Annotated in this window: 21 protein-coding genes; 13 read left to right on the top strand and 8 right to left on the bottom strand. The window is 75.9% G+C overall.

Going from position 1 to position 21265, the window contains the following annotated elements:
- The first annotated feature begins 86 nt into the window (after positions 1-86).
- Complete coding sequence (locus AC3YNX_RS16025; protein ID WP_489996123.1) at positions 87-1160, top strand: S1C family serine protease; 1074 nt, start codon at positions 87-89, stop codon at positions 1158-1160.
- A 12-nt stretch (positions 1161-1172) separates the two neighbouring features.
- Here the strand turns inward: AC3YNX_RS16025 and AC3YNX_RS16020 are convergent, their stop codons facing one another.
- Both AC3YNX_RS16020 and AC3YNX_RS16015 read right to left on the bottom strand, forming a co-directional pair.
- Positions 1173-1667, bottom strand: coding sequence for a DUF2382 domain-containing protein (locus AC3YNX_RS16020; RefSeq protein ID WP_489996122.1), 495 nt, complete (start codon positions 1665-1667; stop codon positions 1173-1175).
- Complete coding sequence (locus AC3YNX_RS16015; protein WP_489996121.1) at positions 1664-2554, bottom strand: DUF2382 domain-containing protein; 891 nt, start codon at positions 2552-2554, stop codon at positions 1664-1666. Before AC3YNX_RS16015 ends, AC3YNX_RS16020 begins: the two co-directional genes overlap by 4 nt.
- Positions 2555-2865: 311 nt before the next feature.
- On the opposite strand from AC3YNX_RS16015, the gene AC3YNX_RS16010 reads away from it, so the two are divergent.
- From AC3YNX_RS16010 to AC3YNX_RS16000, 3 genes are all read left to right on the top strand, one after another.
- Positions 2866-3288 (top strand): ChaB family protein, encoded by a 423-nt coding sequence (locus tag AC3YNX_RS16010; protein WP_489996120.1) that lies wholly within the window; start codon positions 2866-2868, stop codon positions 3286-3288.
- A 71-nt stretch (positions 3289-3359) separates the two neighbouring features.
- A complete protein-coding gene (locus AC3YNX_RS16005; protein ID WP_127783587.1) occupies positions 3360-4100 on the top strand; it encodes a histidine phosphatase family protein in 741 nt (246 codons plus the stop codon).
- A 10-nt stretch (positions 4101-4110) separates the two neighbouring features.
- Positions 4111-4968, top strand: a complete 858-nt coding sequence (locus AC3YNX_RS16000; RefSeq protein WP_489996286.1) for an NAD(P)H-hydrate dehydratase — start codon at positions 4111-4113, stop codon at positions 4966-4968.
- Positions 4969-4978: 10 nt separating this feature from the next.
- Here AC3YNX_RS16000 and AC3YNX_RS15995 read toward each other — a convergent pair whose 3' ends face one another.
- The 5 genes from AC3YNX_RS15995 to AC3YNX_RS15975 form a co-directional block, all read right to left on the bottom strand.
- The gene (locus tag AC3YNX_RS15995) at positions 4979-5806 is read right to left on the bottom strand and encodes an MBL fold metallo-hydrolase (protein ID WP_489996119.1); all 828 of its coding nucleotides are present in this window, start codon (positions 5804-5806) and stop codon (positions 4979-4981) included.
- Between the two features lie 71 nt (positions 5807-5877).
- Entirely contained in the window at positions 5878-6786 is a 909-nt protein-coding gene (locus tag AC3YNX_RS15990; protein WP_489996118.1) for a polysaccharide pyruvyl transferase family protein, read from the bottom strand.
- A gap of 13 nt (positions 6787-6799) precedes the next feature.
- Positions 6800-7696 (bottom strand): glycosyltransferase family 2 protein, encoded by an 897-nt coding sequence (locus tag AC3YNX_RS15985; RefSeq protein WP_489996117.1) that lies wholly within the window; start codon positions 7694-7696, stop codon positions 6800-6802.
- A complete protein-coding gene (locus AC3YNX_RS15980) occupies positions 7689-8543 on the bottom strand; it encodes a glycosyltransferase family 2 protein (protein ID WP_489996116.1) in 855 nt (284 codons plus the stop codon). Before AC3YNX_RS15980 ends, AC3YNX_RS15985 begins: the two co-directional genes overlap by 8 nt.
- A complete protein-coding gene (locus AC3YNX_RS15975; RefSeq protein WP_489996115.1) occupies positions 8543-9967 on the bottom strand; it encodes an aldehyde dehydrogenase family protein in 1425 nt (474 codons plus the stop codon). Before AC3YNX_RS15975 ends, AC3YNX_RS15980 begins: the two co-directional genes overlap by 1 nt.
- Before the next feature lie 185 nt (positions 9968-10152).
- On the opposite strand from AC3YNX_RS15975, the gene AC3YNX_RS15970 reads away from it, so the two are divergent.
- Genes AC3YNX_RS15970 through AC3YNX_RS15930 form a run of 9 tightly spaced genes read left to right on the top strand, consistent with a single transcriptional unit; the run spans position 10153 to position 20295 of the window.
- A complete protein-coding gene (locus AC3YNX_RS15970; protein WP_489996114.1) occupies positions 10153-11814 on the top strand; it encodes a carbamoyltransferase family protein in 1662 nt (553 codons plus the stop codon).
- Positions 11807-13369 carry an HAD-IIIA family hydrolase gene (locus tag AC3YNX_RS15965; protein WP_489996113.1) on the top strand — a complete coding sequence of 521 codons (1563 nt, stop codon included), beginning with the start codon at positions 11807-11809 and terminating at the stop codon, positions 13367-13369. The genes AC3YNX_RS15970 and AC3YNX_RS15965 overlap by 8 nt, the downstream gene beginning before the upstream one ends.
- Positions 13366-14391 (top strand): glycosyltransferase family 9 protein, encoded by a 1026-nt coding sequence (locus AC3YNX_RS15960; protein ID WP_489996112.1) that lies wholly within the window; start codon positions 13366-13368, stop codon positions 14389-14391. Before AC3YNX_RS15965 ends, AC3YNX_RS15960 begins: the two co-directional genes overlap by 4 nt.
- On the top strand, positions 14391-15365 hold the full coding sequence (locus AC3YNX_RS15955) for a glycosyltransferase (protein WP_489996111.1): 975 nt from the start codon (positions 14391-14393) through the stop codon (positions 15363-15365). Before AC3YNX_RS15960 ends, AC3YNX_RS15955 begins: the two co-directional genes overlap by 1 nt.
- Positions 15365-16594, top strand: a complete 1230-nt coding sequence (locus tag AC3YNX_RS15950; protein WP_489996110.1) for a glycosyltransferase — start codon at positions 15365-15367, stop codon at positions 16592-16594. Before AC3YNX_RS15955 ends, AC3YNX_RS15950 begins: the two co-directional genes overlap by 1 nt.
- Positions 16591-17202: a D-sedoheptulose-7-phosphate isomerase gene (locus AC3YNX_RS15945; protein WP_489982755.1), complete on the top strand. Its 612-nt coding sequence runs from the start codon at positions 16591-16593 to the stop codon at positions 17200-17202. Before AC3YNX_RS15950 ends, AC3YNX_RS15945 begins: the two co-directional genes overlap by 4 nt.
- A complete protein-coding gene (locus tag AC3YNX_RS15940) occupies positions 17199-18617 on the top strand; it encodes a PfkB family carbohydrate kinase (RefSeq protein ID WP_489996109.1) in 1419 nt (472 codons plus the stop codon). Before AC3YNX_RS15945 ends, AC3YNX_RS15940 begins: the two co-directional genes overlap by 4 nt.
- Positions 18614-19336 (top strand): SDR family oxidoreductase, encoded by a 723-nt coding sequence (locus AC3YNX_RS15935; RefSeq protein ID WP_489996108.1) that lies wholly within the window; start codon positions 18614-18616, stop codon positions 19334-19336. Before AC3YNX_RS15940 ends, AC3YNX_RS15935 begins: the two co-directional genes overlap by 4 nt.
- The gene (locus AC3YNX_RS15930; protein ID WP_489996107.1) at positions 19333-20295 is read left to right on the top strand and encodes a glycosyltransferase family 9 protein; all 963 of its coding nucleotides are present in this window, start codon (positions 19333-19335) and stop codon (positions 20293-20295) included. Before AC3YNX_RS15935 ends, AC3YNX_RS15930 begins: the two co-directional genes overlap by 4 nt.
- Here AC3YNX_RS15930 and AC3YNX_RS15925 read toward each other — a convergent pair.
- On the bottom strand, positions 20267-21265 hold the full coding sequence (locus AC3YNX_RS15925; protein WP_489996106.1) for a UDP-glucuronic acid decarboxylase family protein: 999 nt from the start codon (positions 21263-21265) through the stop codon (positions 20267-20269). The genes AC3YNX_RS15930 and AC3YNX_RS15925 overlap by 29 nt on opposite strands.

The raw sequence follows: 21265 nt of genomic DNA, 5'->3' as shown, positions 1-21265 counted from the left end.
GCACCGGGTCGTCGCCGGGCTCGCGCACGAGCCGAAGGGGGTTGTCGCTAGCAGCTCTGGACCTCTCCCCCGGAAGGTGTGTTGTCATGCGCCCTGTTCTCGTGCCCCTCCCTACCGAGCCCGGCGGCGGGCCAGCTGCAGCCGTCACCAGCCGACGCCGACAGCTCCGGCTGGGCGCGTGCAGCGCAACCGTGGTCCTCGGGGTGGTGCTGGCCGGCTGCACGTCGTCCTCCACCCCCAGCCCCACCGTCTCCTCCGCCTCCGCCGTCGCCGACGTGCCCGCGATCGTCGACAAGGTCGAGCCGTCGGTGGTCACGATCATCAACGACAACGACCTGGGCAGCGGCGTGGTCTACCGGAGCGACGGCATCATCCTCACTGCCGCACACGTGGTCTCCGGGGCGGCGCAGGTGGTCATCGCCTACTCCGACGGCCAGCGCGGGCCCGCCACGGTGCGGGCCAGCGACGCGGGCAGCGACATCGCGGTGCTGCAGGCCAGCCGGCAGGACCTGCCCGCCGCGACCTTCAACACCGAGCTGCCGGTGGTGGGCGCACCCACGGTGGTGATCGGCAGCCCGCTGGGCCTGCAGGACACCGTGACCTCCGGGATCATTTCTGGGCTGCACCGGGAGATCCCCACCTCCAGCAACATCGGCACCGCGCTGTCTGACCTCATCCAGACCGACGCCCCGATCTCTCCGGGCAACTCCGGCGGACCGCTGGTCAACGCCGGGGCCGAGGTGATCGGGCTGGCCGAGGCCTACCTCCCGCCGACCACCGGGGCGGTGGCGCTGGGCTTCGCCACGCCGGCGGCGACGGTGGTGAGCGTGGCCGACCAGCTGCTGGCCTCCGGCACCGCCAAGAACCCCTACGTCGGCCTGCAGATCCAGACGCTGACCGCGGCCGAGGCCCAGCGGCTGGAGCTCAACCGCGACAACGGCGTGGTGGTGGTGGAGGTGGTGCAGGACAGCCCGGCCGCCAACGCAGGCCTGCAGCCCGGCGACGTCATCATCAGCTTCGACGGCAAGGACACCCCCACCGCGCAGGCCTTCGTGCGGATCCTGCGCGGCACCACGCCGGGGCAGACCGTCCCCATGACGGTGCTGCGCGGACCTTCCGAGCAGCAGCTGCAGGTGGTGATCGGCGCCCGAGCCGGCTGACGGTGCTCCTGGTCAGCGCTGGTCGGGGGGCTCGGTCGCGGTGTGCACCTCGACCACCTCCCGGGCGAGGTCGGCGCTGACGGTGTGCGCCCCGTCGACCCGCTCCACCCGGACGGTCACCCGCTCGTAGGGCCGCGTCGCCAGCTGCACGACGGGGACCTCCTCGTGCAGCACCAGCACCACCGGCTCACGCTCCTCCCCGAACGCGGCACCCTCGGCGGCCTGGTCGGGGGTCTGGGCGTCGGGGACCTGGTCATCGGGGGTCTGGGCCACCGGCAGGTGCTCCAGCACCAGCTCTTCCCGGCGGACGTCCACGCTCACCTGGCGGGTCTCGGTGACCACCCGCCGGCGCACCCGCACCCGTTCGACGGGCACCCGGCGGACGCGGACGTCCAGCTCCTCCTCGGCGCGAGTCGTGCCGGCAGATGCCGCACCCACAGCACCGGTACGACCAGGACGCGCCGCCGAGGGGTCGGCGGCGCGTCCCGGGTCGGGGGTGGCACTCACGAGCGCTTGTGGCCCTTGTCGTCGTCGGTCACCTGGTCGATCTGCTCCTTGCGGACCTGCTCGGAGACCTTCTCCTCGCCGCGGACGGTCTCGGTGTCCATCCGCACCCGCTCCTTGGGCACCGTCTTCTTCTCGACCACCGGCTCCTCGGCGTGCAGCGTCACCTCGTGCTCCTCCTCGCTGATCTCCGGCCCGGAGGTGGCGGCGTCCACGTTGGCGTCGGTGATGGGCTCGCGCTGCACCCGGACCTCCTCGTGCGAGACGGGCACCGACTGGGTCACCGTCTCGGTGACCACGTGCTTGCGCAGCCGTGCCCGGCCCGTCCGCACGCGCTCGGTGCTCACGCTCACCTCCTCCTCCGACCGGGTCATCGCGTCGTCGGTGTTGGGCCCGGAGGTGTCGTGGCCCGAGCTGCTGGACTGGCTCGCCTGGCCCGCGCTGCTGCTGGCCGAGCCGCTGCTGCCCGCTGAGCTGGTGCCGCTGGAGCTGGTCTCGCTCGAGCCGCTGGAGCTGCTGCCGCTGGAGCCGGTGCCGCTGGAGCTGGTGTCGGCGGTGGCGGTGCTGCCGGAGTAGGGCACGTCGTAGTAGGTGAACAGCTCGATCTCCTCGTCGGTGGACAGGTCGCCACCGGGATCGTGGTGGGGCGCGTCCTTGATGAGGTTCTTGCTGTAGGGCACCGTGAGGTCCTTCTCCTCCAGCGAGGCGTCGACCAGCGGGACCAGGGTCACGTGGCCGCCGAAGAACCCGGTCTTCACCGCCGCCCACTCCGGCTGGTTGGTCTCCACGTCGAGGTAGATCGCGTCCACCTTCCCGACCTTGCTGCCGCTGCCGTCCTTCACCTGCAGCCCTTCCAGCTGGTCGGGGCTCATGGTGCGGGGATTAGCCATCTCAGTTCTCCTCGTTGCGTGGGGGCCGCGCGCTGCTGGCGCGGTCCGGAAGTTCGTCGGTCCTCGTCGGCCCCCACCCACCGGCGCCGCACGCTGCGGACGCCGGCCCGACCTTCCCCACGGTAAGCGCGTTCGGCCCCCCGCGCCGTTCGACAAAACCCATGGTTACCTGGGGAAACAGTGTTGCCAGCCGCGTCCGAGCAGCGCCAGGAGAGGACCCGGAGGTGGCCGCGGTTGTCGGTCGTCGACGCGCTGGCGAGGATGGGCCGAGACCCACCCGACGGGTGCTGCGCGGACAGAGAGGACTGGAGATGCCGAAGACCACCAAGCAGGGCAAGGCGATCGAGGACGAGCTGCCGAGCACCTTGCAGCGCTCCGACGACAAGGCCAAGCGGACCTTCGCCAAGACGCACGACTCCGCCGCCGAGGAGTACGGCGACGAGCAGCGCGCCAACCAGGTGGCCTACTCCGCGCTCAAGCACACCCACGAGAAGGTGGGTGACCACTGGGAGCCCAAGGACGGCAAGGGCCCCTCGGACGAGCAGGCCGAGGGCGGCAAGGACACCAACCGGGAGACCGCCGGCGGGGTGGACGCCAACGCGTCCAAGGCCCACCTCATGGAGCTGGCCAGGCGCCTGGACGTCAGCGGCCGGTCCCGGATGACCAAGGACGAGCTGGTCCAGGCCATCGGCAAGGCGAACGACCGGGAGTCCGCCCGCGCCCGCAAGTCCTGAGCGGCGTGGGAGACCAGCGCCACGCAGGCCCGCACGGTGCACCCGAGGGGAACTCGGTACGGTCCTGGAACATGGGAACACTGGAGCTGCTGCTCGTCCGGCACGGGGAGAGCGTCGGGAACCTGGCGCAGCGCAAGGCAGAAGCAGCCAAGGCCGACCGGCTCGAGGTCGATCTCCGCGACGCCGACGTGGCGCTGTCGCCGCTCGGGCTGGAGCAGGCCCGGGCCTTCGGCCGGTGGCTGCGCGAGCAGGATCCCGACCAGCGTCCGCAGGGGCTCTGGGTGTCCACGTACGCCCGTGCCCGGGAGACCGCCAGCACCGCGCTGGAGGAGGCCGGGCTGCAGCTGCCGACCCGGGTGGACGAGCGGCTGCGCGACCGCGAGCTCGGCGTGCTGGACATGCTCACCACCCAGGGCATGCTGGCGCGCTACCCGGAGGAGGCTGAGCGCCGCGGCTGGCTGGGCAAGTTCTACCACCGCCCGCCCGGTGGGGAGTCGTGGGCGGACGTCATCCTGCGGCTGCGCACCTGGCTGGCCGACCTGGAGCGCACCACCCCGCACCAGCGCGTGCTCGTGGTCGCCCACGACATGGTGATCCTGGGCATCCGCTACATCTGCGAGCAGCTCAGCGAGGAGGAGGTGCTCGCCATCGGCAAGGGTTCCGGAGTCGCCAACGCCTCGGTCACCCGGCTGGTGCGCGAGCCCGACGGCCTCACCTGGCGCCTCGACGTCTTCAACGACCAGGATCACTTGACCGACAACGGAACTCCCACGACCGACCAACCGACGGAGCACGACGCCCGAGCACACTGACTCACCCGAGATCGTCACCCCCGCGCTGCTGCGCGAGTGGCGGCTGCCCGAGCTGGGCGGGTCCAAGAACAGCCGCGGACGGCTGCTGGTGGTCGGCGGCGCACGGACCACCCCCGGTGCGGTCGCGCTGTCCTCCGTCGCGGCGCTGCGGGTGGGCGCCGGCGTGCTCACCGCCGCGGTGGCCCGCTCGGTCGCCGTGCAGCTGGCGCTGAGCGTGCCCGAGCTGGGTGTGATCGAGCTGCCGGAGACCGACGCAGGATCGGTGCGTCGCGACGCCGCCGAGGCGCTGGCCGACCAGCTGGAGCAGGTGGACGCGGTGCTGTTCGGCCCCGGCCTGGACAACCCGGACGAGACCCGGCCCCTGCTCGCCGAGCTGGTGCGCCGACTGCCCGAGGACGTGCCGGTGGTGCTGGACGCCTACGGCATCGGGGTGCTGGCCGACGCCGAGGAGACCGCCGAGCGGCTGTCCGGGCGGCTGGTGCTCACCCCCAACACCACCGAGGCCGCCTTCCTGCTGCACTGCGAGGAGGACGAGCTGGACGACCCGCTGGACACCGCGGTGCGGGTGGCCGAGGCCTACGGCGCCGTGGTGACGGCGCACAACGGCATCGCCGACGCCAAGGGCGGACGGTGGGTCTCCCCCACCGGGCACTCCGGGCTGGGCACGGCCGGCAGCGGGGACGTGCTGGCCGGCGCGGTGGCCGGGCTGCTGGCCCGGGGCGCCGACGCCGCGCAAGCGGCGTGCTGGGGCACCTACCTGCACGGCACCGCCGGCGACCGCCTGGCCGCTCGGGTGGGCCGGGTGGGGTTCCTGGCCCGCGAGCTGCTGGAGGAGATCCCGCTGGTGAACACCGAGATGGACGCCTGACCCGGAGCCGCTACAGCGGGATGGTCTCCCCGCGCCTGGGCACGCGCAGGCGCTCGCCCAGGCCGGCGCCGCTGGCCGCGCTGAGGAACGCCGACAGCGGGGAGCGGAACACCCCGTAGTCGTCGTGGTGCACCGGCACGGCGATGTCCGGCTGGATGCGCTGCAGGAAGTCCACGCCCTGCGCGGCGTCCATGGTGACGGTGTGCAGCAGCACCCGGGTGCCGCCCAGGTGCACCACGGCCACGTCGATGTCGGGGTGGCGGCGGTGGATCTCGTCCAGGTGGTCCCCGGTGAGGGTGTCGCCGCTGACGTAGACCCGCCGGGTCACCTCGCCGCCCGCCCGGTGCACCAGCAGCGAGCCCATCACCGGGGGCAGCAGCCGACCCATCACCCCCCGGGCGTGGATGGCCGGCAGCGACTCCACGGTCAGCGTCTCGTGGGTGTGCACGGCGCCCGGGCGGGCCGCGAGCTCGGTGCTCTCCCAGGGCGTGAGGCCCGTGGTGACGAAGCCCCAGCTGTTCAGCCGGCGCCCGGCCTGCGGCGTGGTGATGATGGGCACCGCCTTGTCCAACCGGTGGCGGGCCACCCGGTCGAAGTGGTCGCCGTGCAGGTGCGACAGGACCACGGCGTCCAGCGCGGGCAGGTCGCCCGGCTGCATCGCCGGCTCGGTGAGGCGGGTGGACCACAGGCCCTTGCCCAGGTAGGCGCGCTGGCCCCGGTGCAGGAAGTTGGGGTCGGTGAGCACGGTGAAACCACCCAGCCGGATCAGCGTGGTCGCCGTCCCGATGAAGGTGATGCTGTCGCCGGTGGGCGCGCTGGATGAGCCGGGGGCCGTCATGGCGGGGGTGCTCCTCTGGGCTGGTGAGTCACGCCCTGCGATGAGACCACAGCCACCCCGCGCGTGCCGGGTCAGCGCGGCGCGCCACCGCCCTGCAGCACCGCCAGCAGCCGGGCCAGCTGGTCCTCGCCGGCGGGAGGCAGTGCCGCCCGCGCCGCGGCCGTCGTCCGCCCCGCGGCGGACAGGCACCACGCCAGCTGCTCGTGCAACCTCGCCGTGCCGACCTCCTCGGCGGGCACCACCGCGGGCCACTGCCAGGCGTGGGCCTGCGCGCTGACCTTGCCGCCGCCGGCCACCGGGTCCACGGCCAGTGCCGGCACCCCGTTCTTCAGCGCGAGCACCAGTCCGTGCATCCGCATGGTGACCACCGCGTCCAACCGCCGCAGCAGCGTCTCGACCTGCGCCGGGGTGGCGGCCAGCCGCCAGTCCCGCGGGTCCAGCCGGGTGTCCAGGTCCAGGCGCGCGGCGTCCACGGTGGAGAGCCAGCCCTGCAGGGCAGCCACCACCGCGGGGTGCCGCCGCCGCGGGCCGTACTCGGCCTGGCCCCGGGTGAGGTAGACCCCGAGCACCGGGACGCTGGCAGACCGGTGGCGGGCAGCGAGGTCGCGCTGGGCGGGCACCCCAGGGGCGTCCCTGGCGATCACGTGGTCGAACCCCGCGACCGCGGGGTCAGCGGCGTCGAGGACGCTCACGCCCACCGCGATGCGGCACAGGCCGGCGAAGCGCCGGTGCAGCTGCGTCGGGCCCGCCCCGGCCAGCGGTCCGCAGGCGAACACCAGGTGGGTGAAGCGCGCCGGGTCGGCGTCGTCCAGGCGCAACCCGTCCGGCGGGCACATCACCGCGCTCCAGGCCAGCTCGTGGGCGGTGCCCGCCCGCGCCAGCGCCCGGCCCACTGCCTGCATGCTGAGCACGTCGCCGGCGGTGGCCTCGCCGTGCAGCAGGCTGGGCCAGCCCACCACCAGCACCCGCACGGCGCTCACCACCGGTGCTCGCTCACGAGACGTAGCGGCGGGTGGTGGAGCCGCGCTGCATCTGCTCCAGCAGCCGGTAGCCCTGCTCCAGCTCCGGCGCCACCACCCGCCGCTCGGCCAGCACCCACGGCAGGCCGCGCACGGCCTCGGCGAACCCGGCCACCGACAACCGGTCCCGCGGAACCGTGCGCGCCAGGTAGAGCGTGCGCCGCACCGCGCTGGGCATTGGCCGGCGCAGCCAGGTGAACCACAGGGTGTTGCGGATGCCGTGCCGACGCCGCAGGTGCGGGTCCCGCGCCCGGGACGGGTGGTGGTGGCAGACCAGCTCGGGGACGTAGGCCATCGCCCAGCCGGCGGTGGCCAGGTCGGCGGCGAGCAGCTCCTCCTCACCGCCGAGCCACAGCCGGGCGGAGAAGCCTCCGGCCGCCTCGAACGCCGAGCGGCGCACCACCGACGCCCCCGCCAGGAAGCTGAGGAGCGGGTGGCCGGGCAGCCCCGCGGGGTGGTGCAGCGGCGAGCGGCGCAGCTCGTCGCAGATGGCGTCGTCGTGGCCGCCGGGCTCCACCACGATGCGGGCGGTGAGCACCGCCAGCTGCGGGTGCGCCTCCAGCAGGTCCGCCGCCCGCGCCAGGGCACCGGGGTCCCACCAGGTGTCGTCGTCGCAGAAGGCGACGTAGGGCGCGTCCACCGTGGCGACGCCCAGGTTGCGCCCGGTGGCACCCATGTTCCAGCCCGGGCTCAGCAGCGTCACCTCGGGGTGGCGGGTTCGCACCATCTCGGCGGTGCCGTCGGTGCAGCCGTTGTCCACCACCACCACGGCGGGCTCCTCCGGCAGCCCGGCCAGGCTGGCGAGCGTCCGGTGCAGCTCAGTGCAGCGGTCGTGCGTGATCACCACCACCGCCACCCGAGGCTCACCCACCGCTGGTCTCCAGCAGCCGCACCTGCGCCTCCACCTCCGCCGGCAGCCGGCGGCGGGTGCGCAGCGCCGCAGGCAGCCGCCGGGCCAGCTCCGGCACGGACGGGCGGGCGTCGCCGTCGCGCAGCGCAGCGGCGGTGTGCCGCAGCGCCACCGGCAGCGGACGGCGCAGCCAGGCGGAGAGCACGTCGTTGCGGGCCTGCAGCTGCCGCCGGCCCCGCCGGTCGGCCCCGGGCTGCGGGTGGTGGTGCGCCACCACGTCGTCGGCGTAGGACAGGCCCCAGCCGGCCGCGGCGAGGTCCTGGGCCAGCACCGCCTCCTCCCCCAGGAAGAAGATCACCGGGCTGAAGCCACCGGCCTGCAGGAACGCGCGGCGACGCACCACCGCCGCGCAGGCGACGAAGCCCAGCACCGACGGCCCCGGCAGGTCGGCGGCCACCGGCAGCGGGCTGGCGGCCATCGCGACGCTGACCGGGTCCAGCCGCTGCTGCGGGCCCACCAGGGTCCGCGCCGCCAGCACCGCCAGCCGGCGACAGGCGTCGAAGTGCTCCGCCGCCCGGCCCAGTGCGCCGGGCGCCCACCAGGAGTCGTCGTCGCTGAAGGCCACGCAGGGCGTGCTCGCCAGCTGCACGCCGAGGTTGCGCGCCCCGGCACCCAGGTTGCGCCCGGGCTCCACCACGCTCACCTCGGGGTGTGCCGCCCGCACCGCCGCGGCTGTTCCGTCGGTGGAGCCGTTGTCCACCACGATGATCGGGGGGCGCTCCGGCAGCGCCGACAGGTGAGCCAGCGAGGTCAGCAGCTGTGCACGCCGGTCCCGGGTCATCATCACCACCGTGGTGCGCGGGTCCATCAGGCGGGCGGAGCCGGCTCGAGGTGCACCGCCTTGAGGGCGCTCAGCTCGCCCAGCAGGGCAGGGCCGAACCCGGGCCCGGAACCGCTGGCACGACGGGGGTCGGCCGAGCCACCCGGGGCGCCGCCGAACACGGCGTTCACCTTCACCGTGCCCACCTCCAGGTGCTCAGCGGCGCGCAGGGCGTGGTCCATCCGCGGGGTGAGCACGGTGGCGGCCAGCCCGTGGGCGCCGGCCTCGGCCAGCTCCAGCGCCTCCTCGAAGTCGGCCACCACCACGATCGCGGCCACCGGGCCGAAGGTCTCCTCGGTGAGCACGGCCATGTCCGGGGTGCACCCGGTGAGCACGGTCGGTGGGTACCAGCTGCCCGGGCGGTCCAGGCGTGCGCCGCCGGTCAGGCACTGGGCGCCGGCCGCCACCGCGGCGTCCACCTGCTCGGCGACCACCTGCAGCTGGCGCTCGTCCACCATCGGTCCCAGGTCGCTGGCCGGGTCGGCCGGGTCACCGACCACCATCGTCTCGGCGATCGCGAGCAGCGCGCTGGTCACCGCGTCGGAGACGTCGCTGTGCAGGTAGACCCGCTCCACCGAGGTGCACAGCTGGCCGGCGTTGGTGAAGGCCCCGGTGGCGATCTGCTGGGCCGCCCAGCGCGGGTTCACCCCGGCGTCCACCAGGATGGGGTCCTTGCCGCCGTTCTCCAGCAGCACCCGTCCGCCGCGGGCACCGACCGTGGCGGCGATCGCCCGGCCGGTCGTGGTGCTGCCCACCTGGGCGACCACGTGCACCCGGGGGTCTGCCGCCACCGCGGCGCCCACCGCACCGTCACCGGTGAGCACGTTGAGCACGCCGTCGGGCAGGCACTGCGAGATCCGCACGGCCAGCTCCCAGCCCGCCGCGGCGCTGCGCTCGGAGGGCTTGTGCACCACCGTGTTGCCCATGACGAGCGCAGCGGCGAGCAGCCCAGCAGCGGCCGGGTAGGGGTCGTTCCACGGGGTGAGCACGGCGACCACGCCGCGCGGCTCCCGCCGCACCACGTCCACCGCACCCGGGTCGCCCGCCAGGTTCCTGCCCGCCGCCAGCAGGCCCGTCACCGCGGCCTCCGCCAGCAGGTCCGCGGCCACCTCCGCCGAGCCCCTGGCCTCGCCGAGCAGGCGGCCGGTCTCGGCGCTGAGCACCTCGCCCAGGTGCTGGGCATCGGCCCGCACCACCCGGGCCGCCTCCTGCAGCGCCACGGCGCGCTGGGCTGGCGGCGTCCGTCGCCACACCCCCCGCGCCACGTCCGCAGTGGCCACCGCTGCAGCCACCTCCTCCCGCGTCGCGGCAATGAGCACCGTGCCGGGCTGGCCGGTGGACGGGTTGGTCCCCCGCACCGCGCGGGAGCCCTCGGCGGGCACCACCTGGCCGGCAAGGAGGTGCTGCTCCACCCGCTGTCCTGATTGGATCCCCGGTGCGCCGTCCACCCGATAAACGCTACCCACGAACGGCGGAGCACCGCCGATCATGGGCGGGCAAAAGCCCCAAAAGTGCAGGTCACGCCCATGTTGCAGGTTCCTGGGGAGGGTGACGGCTTCGCCGTGCGAGCGTTGCTCCGCTGTGGAACGTTGACCGCGTGAGGGTGCTGGGAGTCAACGCGATCTTTCATGACCCGGCGGCTGCCCTGGTGGTCGACGGACAGGTCGTCGCGGCCGCCGAGGAGGAGCGGTTCAGCCGACGCAAGCACGGCAAGCGCCCGGTGCCGTTCTCCGCCTGGGAGCTGCCCGAGCTGAGCATGCGGTGGTGCCTGGAGACGGCGGGGCTGCGCCCGCAGGACCTCGACGCCGTGGCGTACTCCTTCGACCCGGCGCTGGCCAAGCCGGTGGACAGCGACCCGTGGGACCACCTGCGCCTGGACTACGCCCGCCGCGCCCCGAGCTTCCTCGCCACCGCGCTGCCCGGCCTCGACCCGGCGCAGGTGCAGTTCGTCCCGCACCACGTGGCGCACGCGGCCTCCGCCGGGCTGGCCGCGCCGCACCCGCGCAACAGCGTGCTGGTGCTCGACGGCCGGGGCGAGAGCACCTCGCACCTGGCCGGCACCTACCGCGACGGGGCGCTGCAGGTCCTCGCCGCCCAGCAGCTGCCGCACTCCCTGGGCCTGCTGTACGAGTCCCTCACCGAGCACCTGGGCTTCCTGCGCTCCAGCGACGAGTTCAAGGTGATGGCGCTGGCCTCCCACGGCACCCCGCGCCACCTCGAGGAGCTGCGCGAGCTGGTGCACGCCACCGGCGACGGTGGATTCGTGGCCCCGGAGCTGGACTGGCACCGGTGGGCGCCCCCGCGGCGGGGCGGCGAGGAGAGCTGGGCGGCCCGGCACGCGGACCTGGCCGCCTCGGTGCAGCAGCGGCTGGAGGAGGTGCTGGTCGACCTCGCCACCTGGGTGCACGCCCAGACCGGCGACCAGGTCCTCACCATGGCCGGCGGCACCGCGCTCAACTGCGTCGCCAACTCCCGCATCTGGCGGGAGTCGCCGTTCGAGCAGGTGTGGGTGCAGCCGGCCGCCGGCGACGCCGGCACCGCCCTGGGCGCGGCGCTGCAGACCAGCGCGGACGGCGGGCAGGTGCCGGCGCCGATGCCCTCGGCCGCGCTGGGCCGCGGCTGGTCCGACGCGGACCTGGCGGCGTGGCTGCGCCGTGCCCAGGTCCCCTTCACCACCCCCGACGACCTGGCCGGCGAGGTGGCCGACGTGCTGGTGGCCGACGGGGTGGTGGCCTGGTTCGACGGCCGCAGCGAGTACGGCCCCCGCGCGCTGGGCCAGCGCTCGCTGCTGGCCAACCCGATGCACGCGGCCAACCTGGAGCGGCTCAACGACGTCAAGGGCCGCGAGCAGTTCCGACCGGTGGCGCCCATGGTGCTCACCGAGCGGGCCGCGGAGATCTTCGGCAACGGGCCCGTGCCCAGCCCCTACATGCTCTTCGTGCACGACGTGAGTCCACTGTGGCGGGACCGCGTGCCCGCCGTGGTGCACGTGGACGGCACCGCCCGGATCCAGACGGTGGACGGCTCCACCAACGCCGGCATCGCCGCGCTGCTGCGCGCCTTCGCCGCCCGCACCGGGGTGCCGGTGCTGGTGAACACCAGCCTGAACACCGCAGGGCGCCCCATGGTGGACGACCCGCGCGACGCCCTGGAGGTGTTCGGCTCCGCACCGGTGGACGTGCTGGTCCTCGGCCCGCACCTGGTGCGCCGGGCCGCCACGTTCCGGAGTCACTCGGGGGGAGGCCGTGCCGATGAGTGAGCTACCGAGCAGCGAGCTGGCCCCGCCGGACTACGCCGTCGTCATCCCCTCGCTGGGCCGACCCAGCCTGCAGCGGCTGTTGGACACCCTCGCCGCGCAGCACGAGCCGCTGCCCCGCGAGGTGGTGGTGGTCGACGACCGGGCCGAGGCCCCGGACGAGCTGACGCTGACGGTGGACGCCGCGCTGCCGTGGGCCGCCCGGGTGCTGCGCGGCCACGGCCGCGGACCCGCCGCCGCCCGCAACGCCGGGTGGCGGGTGACCAGCACCCCGTGGGTGTGCTTCCTGGACGACGACGTGGAGCTGCCCGCCGACTGGTCGCAGCACCTGGCCGCCGACCTCTCCGCCGCCGGGCCGAGCGTGGGTGGCAGCCAGGCGCGCCTGCACGTGCCGCTGCCGGTCCACCGCCGGCCCACCGACTGGGAGCGGGGCACCGCCGGGCTGCGCGACGCCGCCTGGGCCACCGCGGACATGGCCTACCGGCGGTGCGCGCTGGAGCAGGTGCACGGCTTCGACGAGCGCTTTCCCCGCGCCTACCGCGAGGACGCCGACCTGGCGCTGCGGGTGCAGCGCGCCGGTTGGGTGCTGCAGCGCGGCCGACGCACCACCGTGCACCCCGTGCGCCCGGCCGACGACTGGGTGAGCCTGCGGGTGCAGCGCGGCAACACCGACGACGCCCTGGTGCGCCGGCTGCACGGGCGGGGCTGGCGCGCCGCCGCGCAGGCGCCGCCGGGCCGGCTGCGCTGGCACGCGGTGACCACCGCGGCCGGCGGGGTGGCGGCCGCAGCGCTGCTGTCCCGACGCCGACGGGTGGCGGCGAGCGCCGGGCTGCTGTGGGGCGGGCTCACCGGTGACTTCGCCCGCCGACGCCTGGCGCCCGGTCCGCGTCCGAGCGAGGAGCAGTGGTGGCCGGAGCTGCGCCGGATGGCCACCACCAGCGTGGCGATCCCGCCCGCCGCGGTGTGGCACCGGGCGCGGGGCGAGTGGCGCCACCGCCGGGGCGCGGACCCGTGGCCGCCACCGCTGCGGGCGGTGCTCTTCGACCGGGACGGCACCCTGGTGCACGACGTGCCCTACAACGGCGAGCCCGACGCGGTGCGCACCGTGGACAGCGCACGACCCGCCCTGGACCTGGTGCGCGCGGCGGGGCTGGCCACCGGGGTGATCAGCAACCAGTCCGGCATCGCCCGCGGGCTGCTCAGCCGGGAACAGGTGGACGCGGTGAACGCCCGGGTGGCCGCCGAGCTCGGCCCGTTCGACACCTGGCAGGTGTGCCCGCACGGACCGGCGGACGGCTGCCCCTGCCGCAAGCCCCGCCCGGGCCTGGTGCTGCAGGCCGCGCGCGAGCTGGGGGTGCGCCCGGCGCAGTGCGCGGTGATCGGCGACATCGGTGCCGACGTGCAGGCCGCCCGCGCCGCCGGGGCCCGCGCCGTGCTGGTGCCCACCCCCGTGACGCTGGCCGAGGAGGTGAGCGCCGCCCCCGAGGTGGCGCAGGACCTCTACGCCGCGGTCACCACGCTGCTGGCCGGACCTGCGGCGCCGGGAGCCCCGCGATGACCCGGGTGCTGGCCGTCCGCCTGGACAGCGACGGCGACGTCCTGCTCACCGGCCCGGCCCTGCGGGCGCTGGCGGCCGGCGCGCAGCGGCTGGACGTGCTGGTCTCCCCCGCCGGCCCCGCGGCCGCCCGCCTGCTCCCCGGGGTGGACGACGTGCTGGTCTTCGACGCCCCGTGGACCGGGTACCGTCCGCCGGCGGTGGACGCCGCGGCGGTGCAGGCACTGGTGCAGCAGCTGGCCGGGCGCGGGTACGACCTCGCCGTCGTGTTCACCTCCTTCCACCAGAGCCCGCTGCCCATGGCGCTGCTGGCGCGGCTGGCGGGCATCGGCCGGGTGGCCGCGACCAGCGCGGACTACCCCGGCTCGCTGCTGGACGTGCGCCACCAGCGCCTGCCGGGCCGGCACGAGGTGCAGGCCGCGCTGGACCTGGCCCGCGCCGCCGGCGCCGCGCCGCTGGCCGACGACCGCCTCGCCGTGCGCCACCCGCTGCCGCACGTGGACGCGCTGCTGCCCGCTGGTGAGCTGGTGGTGGTGCACCCCGGCGCCTCGGTGCCCGCCCGCGCGCTCGGGGCCGGCCACGCCGCGGCAGTGGTGGCCCGCCTGCGCGCCGAGGGCCGCACCGTGGTGGTCACCGGCGGGCCCGCGGAGACGGGGCTGGCCGCGGCCGCCGCACCGGGCGCCACCGACCTGTCCGGACGCACCACCCTGGCCGAGCTGGCGGCGGTGCTGCAGCGGGCGGCGTGCGTGGTGGTCGGCAACACCGGGCCCGCCCACCTCGCCGCCGCAGTGGGCACGCCGGTGGTGTCGCTGTTCTCCCCGGTGGTGCCGGCGCAGCGCTGGGCGCCCTGGCGGGTGCCGCACGTGCTGCTGGGCGACCAGCAGGCCCCCTGCCGCGACAGCCGGGCCCGCGAGTGCCCGGTGCCGGGGCACCCCTGCCTGAGCGGGGTTGCCCCGGAGGCGGTGGCCGCCGCGGTGACCTCCCTGGTCGGTGCGCCGGCCCCAGCCGTGGCGGGAGGGCGCTAGTGCGGGTGTTGCTGTGGCACGTGCACGGGTCGTGGACGACGTCCTTCGTGCAGGGCGGGCACGAGTACGTGCTCCCGCTGGTGGACGACCGTGGCCCGGACGGGCGGGGGCGGGCGCAGACCTGGAGCTGGCCCAGCTCGGCGGTGGAGGTGGCCGCCGACCGGCTGCCCGAGCACGGCGTGGACGTGGTGGTGCTGCAGCGCCCGCACGAGGCGGAGCTGCTGCAGCGGTGGACGGGGCTGCGCGCCGGGGTGGACGTGCCCGCGGTGTACGTCGAGCACAACGCCCCCATGGCCGCCGCGCCGGGCAGCCGCCACCCGTTGGCGGAGCAGGCCGCGATCCCCGTCGTGCACGTCACCCGGTTCAACCAGCTGATGTGGGACTGCGGCGCCGCGCCCACCACCGTGCTGGAGCACGGCGTGGTGGACCCGGGCCCGCTCTACACCGGCGAGCGCGCGTCGCTGGGCGTGGTGGTCAACGAGCCGGTCCGGCGCTGGCGGGTGGCCGGCACCGACGTGCTGCTGCGCGTCGCCAGGGACGTCGACGTCGAGGTGTACGGCATGGGCATGTCCGCCCTGCTCGAGCGGGCGCCCCAGCTGCACGGGCGGGTGCACGAGAACCTGCCGCAGGCGCGGATGCACGCCGAGCTGGCCCGGCACCGCGCCTACCTGCACCCGTACCGCTGGACCAGCCTGGGTCTGGCCCTGGTGGAGGCGATGACCCTCGGCCAGCCGGTGCTCGCGCTGGCGACCACCGAGGCCCCGGAAGCGGTTCCGGCGGCGGCCGGGGTGGTGACCAACGACCTCACCACCCTGGTGCGGACCGCGCGCCGGTGGATGCGGGATCCCCAGGAGGCGCGCGAGCGTGGAGCCGCCGGGCGCAGCCACGCGCTGCGCCGCTTCGGCCTGCCGCGGTTCCTCGACGACTGGGACGCGGTGTTCGCGGGGGTTGTTGCCGGCCAGGAGGTTGCCTGATGAAGATCGCCATGGTGTCCGAGCACGCCAGTCCACTGGCCACCCTCGGTGGGACCGACGCCGGGGGGCAGAACGTGCACGTGGCTGCGCTGGCCCGGGCGCTGGCCGCACGGGGGCACCGGGTGGACGTCTACACCCGCCGGGACAGCGCCACCCAGGCGGAGCGGGTGACGCTGTGCGCCGGGGTGGACGTGGTGCACGTGCCGGCCGGTCCACCGGTGGCCATGGCCAAGGACGAGCTGCTGCAGCACATGCCGGCGTTCGGCGAGTGGCTGACCACCGCGTGGACCCGCACGCCCCCGGACGTGGTGCACGCGCACTTCTGGATGTCCGGCGTGGCCGCGCTCGCCGCCGCGCGGGCCGTGGGGGTGCCGGTGGTGCAGACCTTCCACGCCCTCGGCTCGGTGAAGCGCCGCCACCAGGGGCTGGCGGACACCAGCCCCCGCTCGCGGGTGCGCACCGAGGCCGCGCTGGCCCAGCAGGTGGACTGCGTGGTGGCCACCTGCGCCGACGAGGTGACCGAGCTGGCCGCGCTGGGGGCGCCGCTGGAGCGGGTGCGGGTGGTGCCGTGCGGGGTGGACGTGCAGCACTTCTGCCCGGCGGGCCCCCCGTGGCGGGGGGACCCGGCGGGGCTGCGTCCGGCTGGCGTGCCGCGGCTGGTGTGCGTCGGCCGGCTGGTGGAGCGCAAGGGGGTGGACACCGCGGTGCGGGCCCTGGCTCAGCTGCCCGGGGTGGAGCTGCTGGTGGCCGGTGGCCCGCCCGCGGCGCAGCTGCCCGGGCACGCCGAGGCCCAGCGGCTCAGCGCGCTGGCCGCGCAGCTGGGGGTGGCCGAGCGGGTGCACCTGCTGGGCGAGGTCTCCCCCACCGACGTGCCTGCCCTGCTGCGCTCGGCGGACGTGGTGGTGACCACGCCCTGGTACGAGCCGTTCGGCATCGTGCCGCTGGAGGCGATGGCATGCGGGCGGCCGCTGGTGGGCAGCGCGGTGGGCGGGCTGCTGGACACGGTGCAGCCGGGCACCACGGGCGTGCTGGTGCCCCCGCGCGAGCCGGACGCCCTGGTCGCGGCGCTGACTCCCCTGCTGGCGGACCCGCTACGGCGGACGCGCCTCGGCGCCGCGGCTCGGCGCCGCGCGGTGCACCGCTACAGCTGGGACCGGGTGGCCGCGGAGACCGAGGATGCCTACGCCACCGTGTGCACCGGGCAGCGCGAGCCGGCGGAGGCGCTGTGAGCAGCGACTGGGTGCGCCAGCACGTGGCGGACCTGACAGCGGCGCTGCACGAGCTGGAGCGCGACGCCGCGCTGGTGCAGGCGTGGGGCGCCGAGCTGGCCCGGCTGCTGCCCGGCGGCGGACGGCTGCTGGTGGCCGGCAACGGGGGCAGCGCCGCCGAGGCTCAGCACCTCACCGCCGAGCTGGTGGGCCGCTACGTGGACGAGCGGCAGCCGCTGTCCGCGCTGTGCCTGAGCGCGGAGACCTCCAGCCTCACCGCGATCCTCAACGACTACGGCGCCGAGGAGGTCTTCGCCCGCCAGGTGCAGGCGCACGGCCGGGCCGGCGACGTCCTGCTGCTGCTGTCCACCAGCGGGGCCAGCCCCAACGTGCTCTGCGCGGCCGAGCGGGCCCGCGCGGGCGGGCTGCGGGTGTGGGCGCTCACCGGGCCGCGTCCCAACCCGCTGGCCGAGCTGGCCGACGAGGCGGTGGCGGTGGCGGCCCCGAGCACCTCCACGGTGCAGGAGGTGCACCTGGTGGCGGTGCACGCGCTGTGCGCCGCCGTCGACTCCCGCCTGCCCACCCGGCCCCGGGGCACCCCCGCCGCGATGCCGGTGGCCTCGGCATGAGCCGGCGCATCGTGGTGGTGGGCGACGTGCTGCTCGACCGCGACCTGCTGGGCACGGTGCAACGGGTGTGCCCGGACGCGCCGGTGCCGGTGGTGGACGTCACGGGGGTGCGGGAGAGTCCCGGCGGCGCCGGGCTGACGGCCCTGCTGTGCACCGCCGCGGACACCGAGGTGGTGCTGGTGGCGCCGGTGGCCGCCGACGACGCTGGTGCGCGCCTGGCCCGGCTGCTGCGGGCCGAGGTGGAGCTGGTGGCCCTGCCGCACGCCGGCGGCACCCGGCGCAAGACCCGGGTGCGCAGCGCCGGGCAGTCGCTGCTGCGCCTGGACGACGGCGGGCCCGGCGCCCCGGTCGACCCGCCGCTGTCCCTGGTGCGCGCCGCGCTGGCCGGCGCGGACGTGGTGCTGGTGGCCGACTACGGCGGGGGCACCACCCACCACGCGGGCCTGTGTGCGCTGCTGGCCGAGGCCGCCGCCCGCCGACCGCTGGTGTGGGACCCGCACCCGCGCGGTGGTGCTCCGGTGCCGGGCACCGCGCTGGTCACGCCCAACCGCGCGGAGGCCGCCCACGCCTGCGCAGGACTGCCCACCAGCTCCGCAGGCCCGTCCAGCACCCCCGATGCCCTCGCCGTGGCGCTGCGGACGCAGTGGCAGGCCCGCGCCGTCTGCGTCACCGCCGGCAGCGACGGCGCCTACCTCGCGCTGTCCGCCAGCGAGCCGATGTACGTCCCCGCACCCGTGGTGGCCGGCGGTGACCCGTGCGGGGCCGGCGACCGCTTCGCCGCCTCGGCCGCGCTGTCCCTGGCCCGCGGAGCGGTGCTCTCGGAGGCGGTGGTGGACGCCGTCGCCGACGCCTCCGCGTGGGTGCGCGCCGGCGGCGCGGCCGGCTACCGCGCTCGCCCGCCCCAGCCGCCCGCCGCCGACGCAGCCGGCCTGGGTCCCGTCCAGCCCACCGCGGCGGAGGTGGTCGCCCGGGTGCGCGCCCGCGGCGGGACCGTGGTGGCCACCGGCGGCTGCTTCGACCTGGTGCACGCCGGGCACGTTGCGTGCCTGGAGGCGGCGCGCCGCCTGGGGGACGCGCTCGTGGTGCTGCTCAACTCCGACGAGTCGGTGCGCCGGCTCAAGGGCCCGTCGCGGCCGGTGGTCACCCAGGACGACCGGGCCCGGGTGCTGCAGTCGCTGGCCAGCGTGGACGCCGTCGCGGTGTTCACCGAGGACGACCCGCGGGCCGCGCTGGCGCAGCTGCGCCCGGACGTGTGGGCCAAGGGCGGCGACTACGGCGGCACCCCGCTGCCGGAGACCGCCCTGGTGCGCTCCTGGGGCGGACGCGTGGTGCTGCTGCCCTACCTCGACGGGCGCTCCACCACCGCCCTGCTCGCCGCCCAGCCCAGCTCCCAGCCCAACCTGGAGGTTTCGTGACCGCAGCAGGCAACGGCACCACTCCGCTCGCGCCGCGCGAGCTCGGCACGGTCTACGTCACCGGCGGGTCCAGCGGTCTCGGTGCCGCCGTGGTGGCGGCGGTGTGCGCCCAGGGCGGCCGAGCTGCGGTGATCGACCGCGTCGCACCCCAGGCCGACGTCCCGCACGTGCTGGCCGACCTCGCCGACAGCGCCGCCGCCGAGGCAGCCGTGGCCGAGCTGGTGCAGCGGGTGGGCCCACCCACCGCCGTGGTCACCGCGGCCGGCACCGACGCCTGCGGCGGCCTGGGCGAGGTGCCCACCGAGACGTGGGAGCGGGTGGTGCGGGTCAACCTCTTCGGCACCGTGGCGGTGGTCCGCGCCTGCCTGCCGCACCTGCGGGCCAGCCGCGGCACCGTGGTGACGGTGGCCTCCACCCTCGGGATCAAGGCCGTCGGCGACGCCACCGCCTACTGCGCCTCCAAGTTCGGCGTGGTCGGCTTCACCCGGGCGCTGGCCACCGAGCTGGCCGGCACGGTCGGGGTCACCCTGCTGATCCCCGGCGGCATGAGCACCGCGTTCTTCGACGGCCGCACCGAGCAGTACCGGCCGGGTCCGGACGCCGTGCTCAACGACCCGGCGCACACCGCGGCCACCGTGGTGATGGCCCTGCGGCAACCGGTGGGCTCGGAGGTCCGCGAGCTGGTGGTGGCCACGTCCACCGAGCCGTCCTGGCCGTGACCCCGACGGTGCTCGCGCTGCGGGCCCTCGGCCTCGGCGACGCCCTCACCGGGGTTCCCGCGCTGCGCGGGCTGCGCCGGGCGTTTCCCGCCCACCGCCTGGTGCTCGCCGCCCCCGAGCCCGTCGGTGCCTGGCTGCACCGCCGCGGCGTGGTGGACGCGGTGCTGCCCACCGCAGGGCTGGCGCCGCTGCACTGGGAGGGCCCTGTCCCGGTGGCGGTGAACCTGCACGGCCACGGCCCGCAGAGCCACCGACTGCTGCAGGCCCTGCGCCCGCAGCAGCTCATCGCCTTCGGCTGCCCCGCCGCCGACCACCTCGGGCCCGCGTGGCGGGCCGACGAGCACGAGGTGCTCCGCTGGTGCCGGCTGGTGCGCAGCGCCGGTGGGGACTGCGGGCCGGAGGACCTGCGCCTGAGCCACCCCGCCGGCGCCACCCGCTCGCCGGACACCGTGGTGGTGCACCCCGGCGCGGCCTCGGGCTCACGCCGCTGGCCGGTGGAGCGCTGGGCCCCGGTGGCGCGTGCACTGCTCTCCCAGGGCTACCAGGTGGTGCTCACCGGCAGCCGCGCCGAGGCCGGGCTCTGCGCCCGCATCGCCGAGCAGGCGCCGGGTGCGCGCAGCACCGCCGGTCGGCTGGACCTGGCGGCGCTCACCGCCTGCGTGGCCGGAGCGGGCGTGGTGCTGTGCGGCGACACCGGGGTGGCCCACCTGGCCACGGCGCTGGCCACCCCGTCGGTGCTGCTGTTCGGACCCACCCCGCCGCACCGCTGGGGCCCGGCCGTCGACCCGCACCTGCACACCGTGCTGTGGCCGGGTGATCCTGCCGTCCCCGCCTGGGGCGATCCGCACGCCGAGGCGCTCGACCCACGCCTGGCCGCGGTGACCGTGGCGGAGGTGCTGCAGGCGGTGCGCGGCCTGGTGGGCGGGCCGGTCAGGCCGACTGCCGCACGGCCTGGCTGAACCACTCCACCGTCCGCGCCAGGCCCTGGGGCCAGGACACCTCCGGGCGCCAGCCCAGGGTGTGCTCGGCGAGGGTGGTGTCCGGCCGCCGCACCTGGGGGTCGTCCACCGGACGTCCGACGTGCTCGACGGTGGAGCCAGACCCGGTGGCCGCCACCACGTCCTCGGCGATCTGCCGCACGGTCAGCTCGGTGGGGTTGCCGATGTTCATCGGGCCGGGGTGTCCGCTCTCGGCCAGCGCGAGGATCCCCGCGATCAGGTCGGAGACGTAGCACACCGACCGGGTCTGCAGGCCGTCCCCGGCGACCGTCAGCGGCTGCCCGGCCAGCGCCTGGCGGATGAAGGTGGGGATGGCGCGGCCGTCGTGCGGGCGCATCCGGGGGCCGAAGGTGTTGAAGATCCGCACGATGGCGGTGTCCACGTCGCAGCTGCTGCGGTAGGCCACCGTCATGGCCTCGGCGTAGCGCTTGGCCTCGTCGTACACCCCGCGCGGGCCCACCGGGTTGACGTGGCCCCAGTAGCTCTCCGGCTGGGGGTGCACCTGGGGGTCGCCGTAGACCTCGGAGGTGGAGGCCAGCAGAAAGCGCGCACCCTTGTCCTTGGCCAGGCCGAGAGCGTGCAGCGTGCCGATGGCCCCCACCTTGAGCGTCTCGATGGGCAGCGTCAGGTAGTCCACCGGCGAGGCGGGCGAGGCGAGGTGCAGCACCAGGTCGACCGGACCGGGCACGTGCACGAAGTCGGTGACGTCGCAGCGCACCAGCCGGAAGCGCGGGTCGTCGAGGAGGTGGGCGACGTTGCCGGGGCTGCCGGTGAGGAAGCTGTCCAGGCAGACCACCTCCGCGCCGCGCCGCAGCAGCTCCTCGCACAGGTGGCTGCCCAGGAACCCGGCGCCGCCCGTCACCACCACCCGCTCGACGTCCCGAGCCGCGTGGGACGTGCGGGACCCGAGGTCACCCCCTGATGCACCCAT

This window comes from Rhodococcus sp. Z13_19A (assembly GCF_058133575.1).
Note: the sequence above shows the minus strand (reverse complement) of the source record. Positions and strands in the feature narration are given on the sequence as shown.

What these genes read in the sequence shown, in the direction of transcription:
- AC3YNX_RS16025 (WP_489996123.1), top strand. Translation starts at nt 87, where the DNA reads ATGCGCCCTGTTCTCGTGCCCCTCCCTACCGAGCCCGGCGGCGGGCCA.
- AC3YNX_RS16015 (WP_489996121.1), bottom strand. Translation starts at nt 2,554, where the DNA reads ATGGCTAATCCCCGCACCATGAGCCCCGACCAGCTGGAAGGGCTGCAG.
- AC3YNX_RS16010 (WP_489996120.1), top strand. Translation starts at nt 2,866, where the DNA reads ATGCCGAAGACCACCAAGCAGGGCAAGGCGATCGAGGACGAGCTGCCG.
- AC3YNX_RS16005 (WP_127783587.1), top strand. Translation starts at nt 3,360, where the DNA reads ATGGGAACACTGGAGCTGCTGCTCGTCCGGCACGGGGAGAGCGTCGGG.
- AC3YNX_RS15995 (WP_489996119.1), bottom strand. Translation starts at nt 5,806, where the DNA reads ATGACGGCCCCCGGCTCATCCAGCGCGCCCACCGGCGACAGCATCACC.
- AC3YNX_RS15980 (WP_489996116.1), bottom strand. Translation starts at nt 8,543, where the DNA reads ATGGACCCGCGCACCACGGTGGTGATGATGACCCGGGACCGGCGTGCA.
- AC3YNX_RS15965 (WP_489996113.1), top strand. Translation starts at nt 11,807, where the DNA reads ATGAGTGAGCTACCGAGCAGCGAGCTGGCCCCGCCGGACTACGCCGTC.
- AC3YNX_RS15960 (WP_489996112.1), top strand. Translation starts at nt 13,366, where the DNA reads ATGACCCGGGTGCTGGCCGTCCGCCTGGACAGCGACGGCGACGTCCTG.
- AC3YNX_RS15950 (WP_489996110.1), top strand. Translation starts at nt 15,365, where the DNA reads ATGAAGATCGCCATGGTGTCCGAGCACGCCAGTCCACTGGCCACCCTC.
- AC3YNX_RS15940 (WP_489996109.1), top strand. Translation starts at nt 17,199, where the DNA reads ATGAGCCGGCGCATCGTGGTGGTGGGCGACGTGCTGCTCGACCGCGAC.
- AC3YNX_RS15925 (WP_489996106.1), bottom strand. Translation starts at nt 21,265, where the DNA reads ATGGGTGCATCAGGGGGTGACCTCGGGTCCCGCACGTCCCACGCGGCT.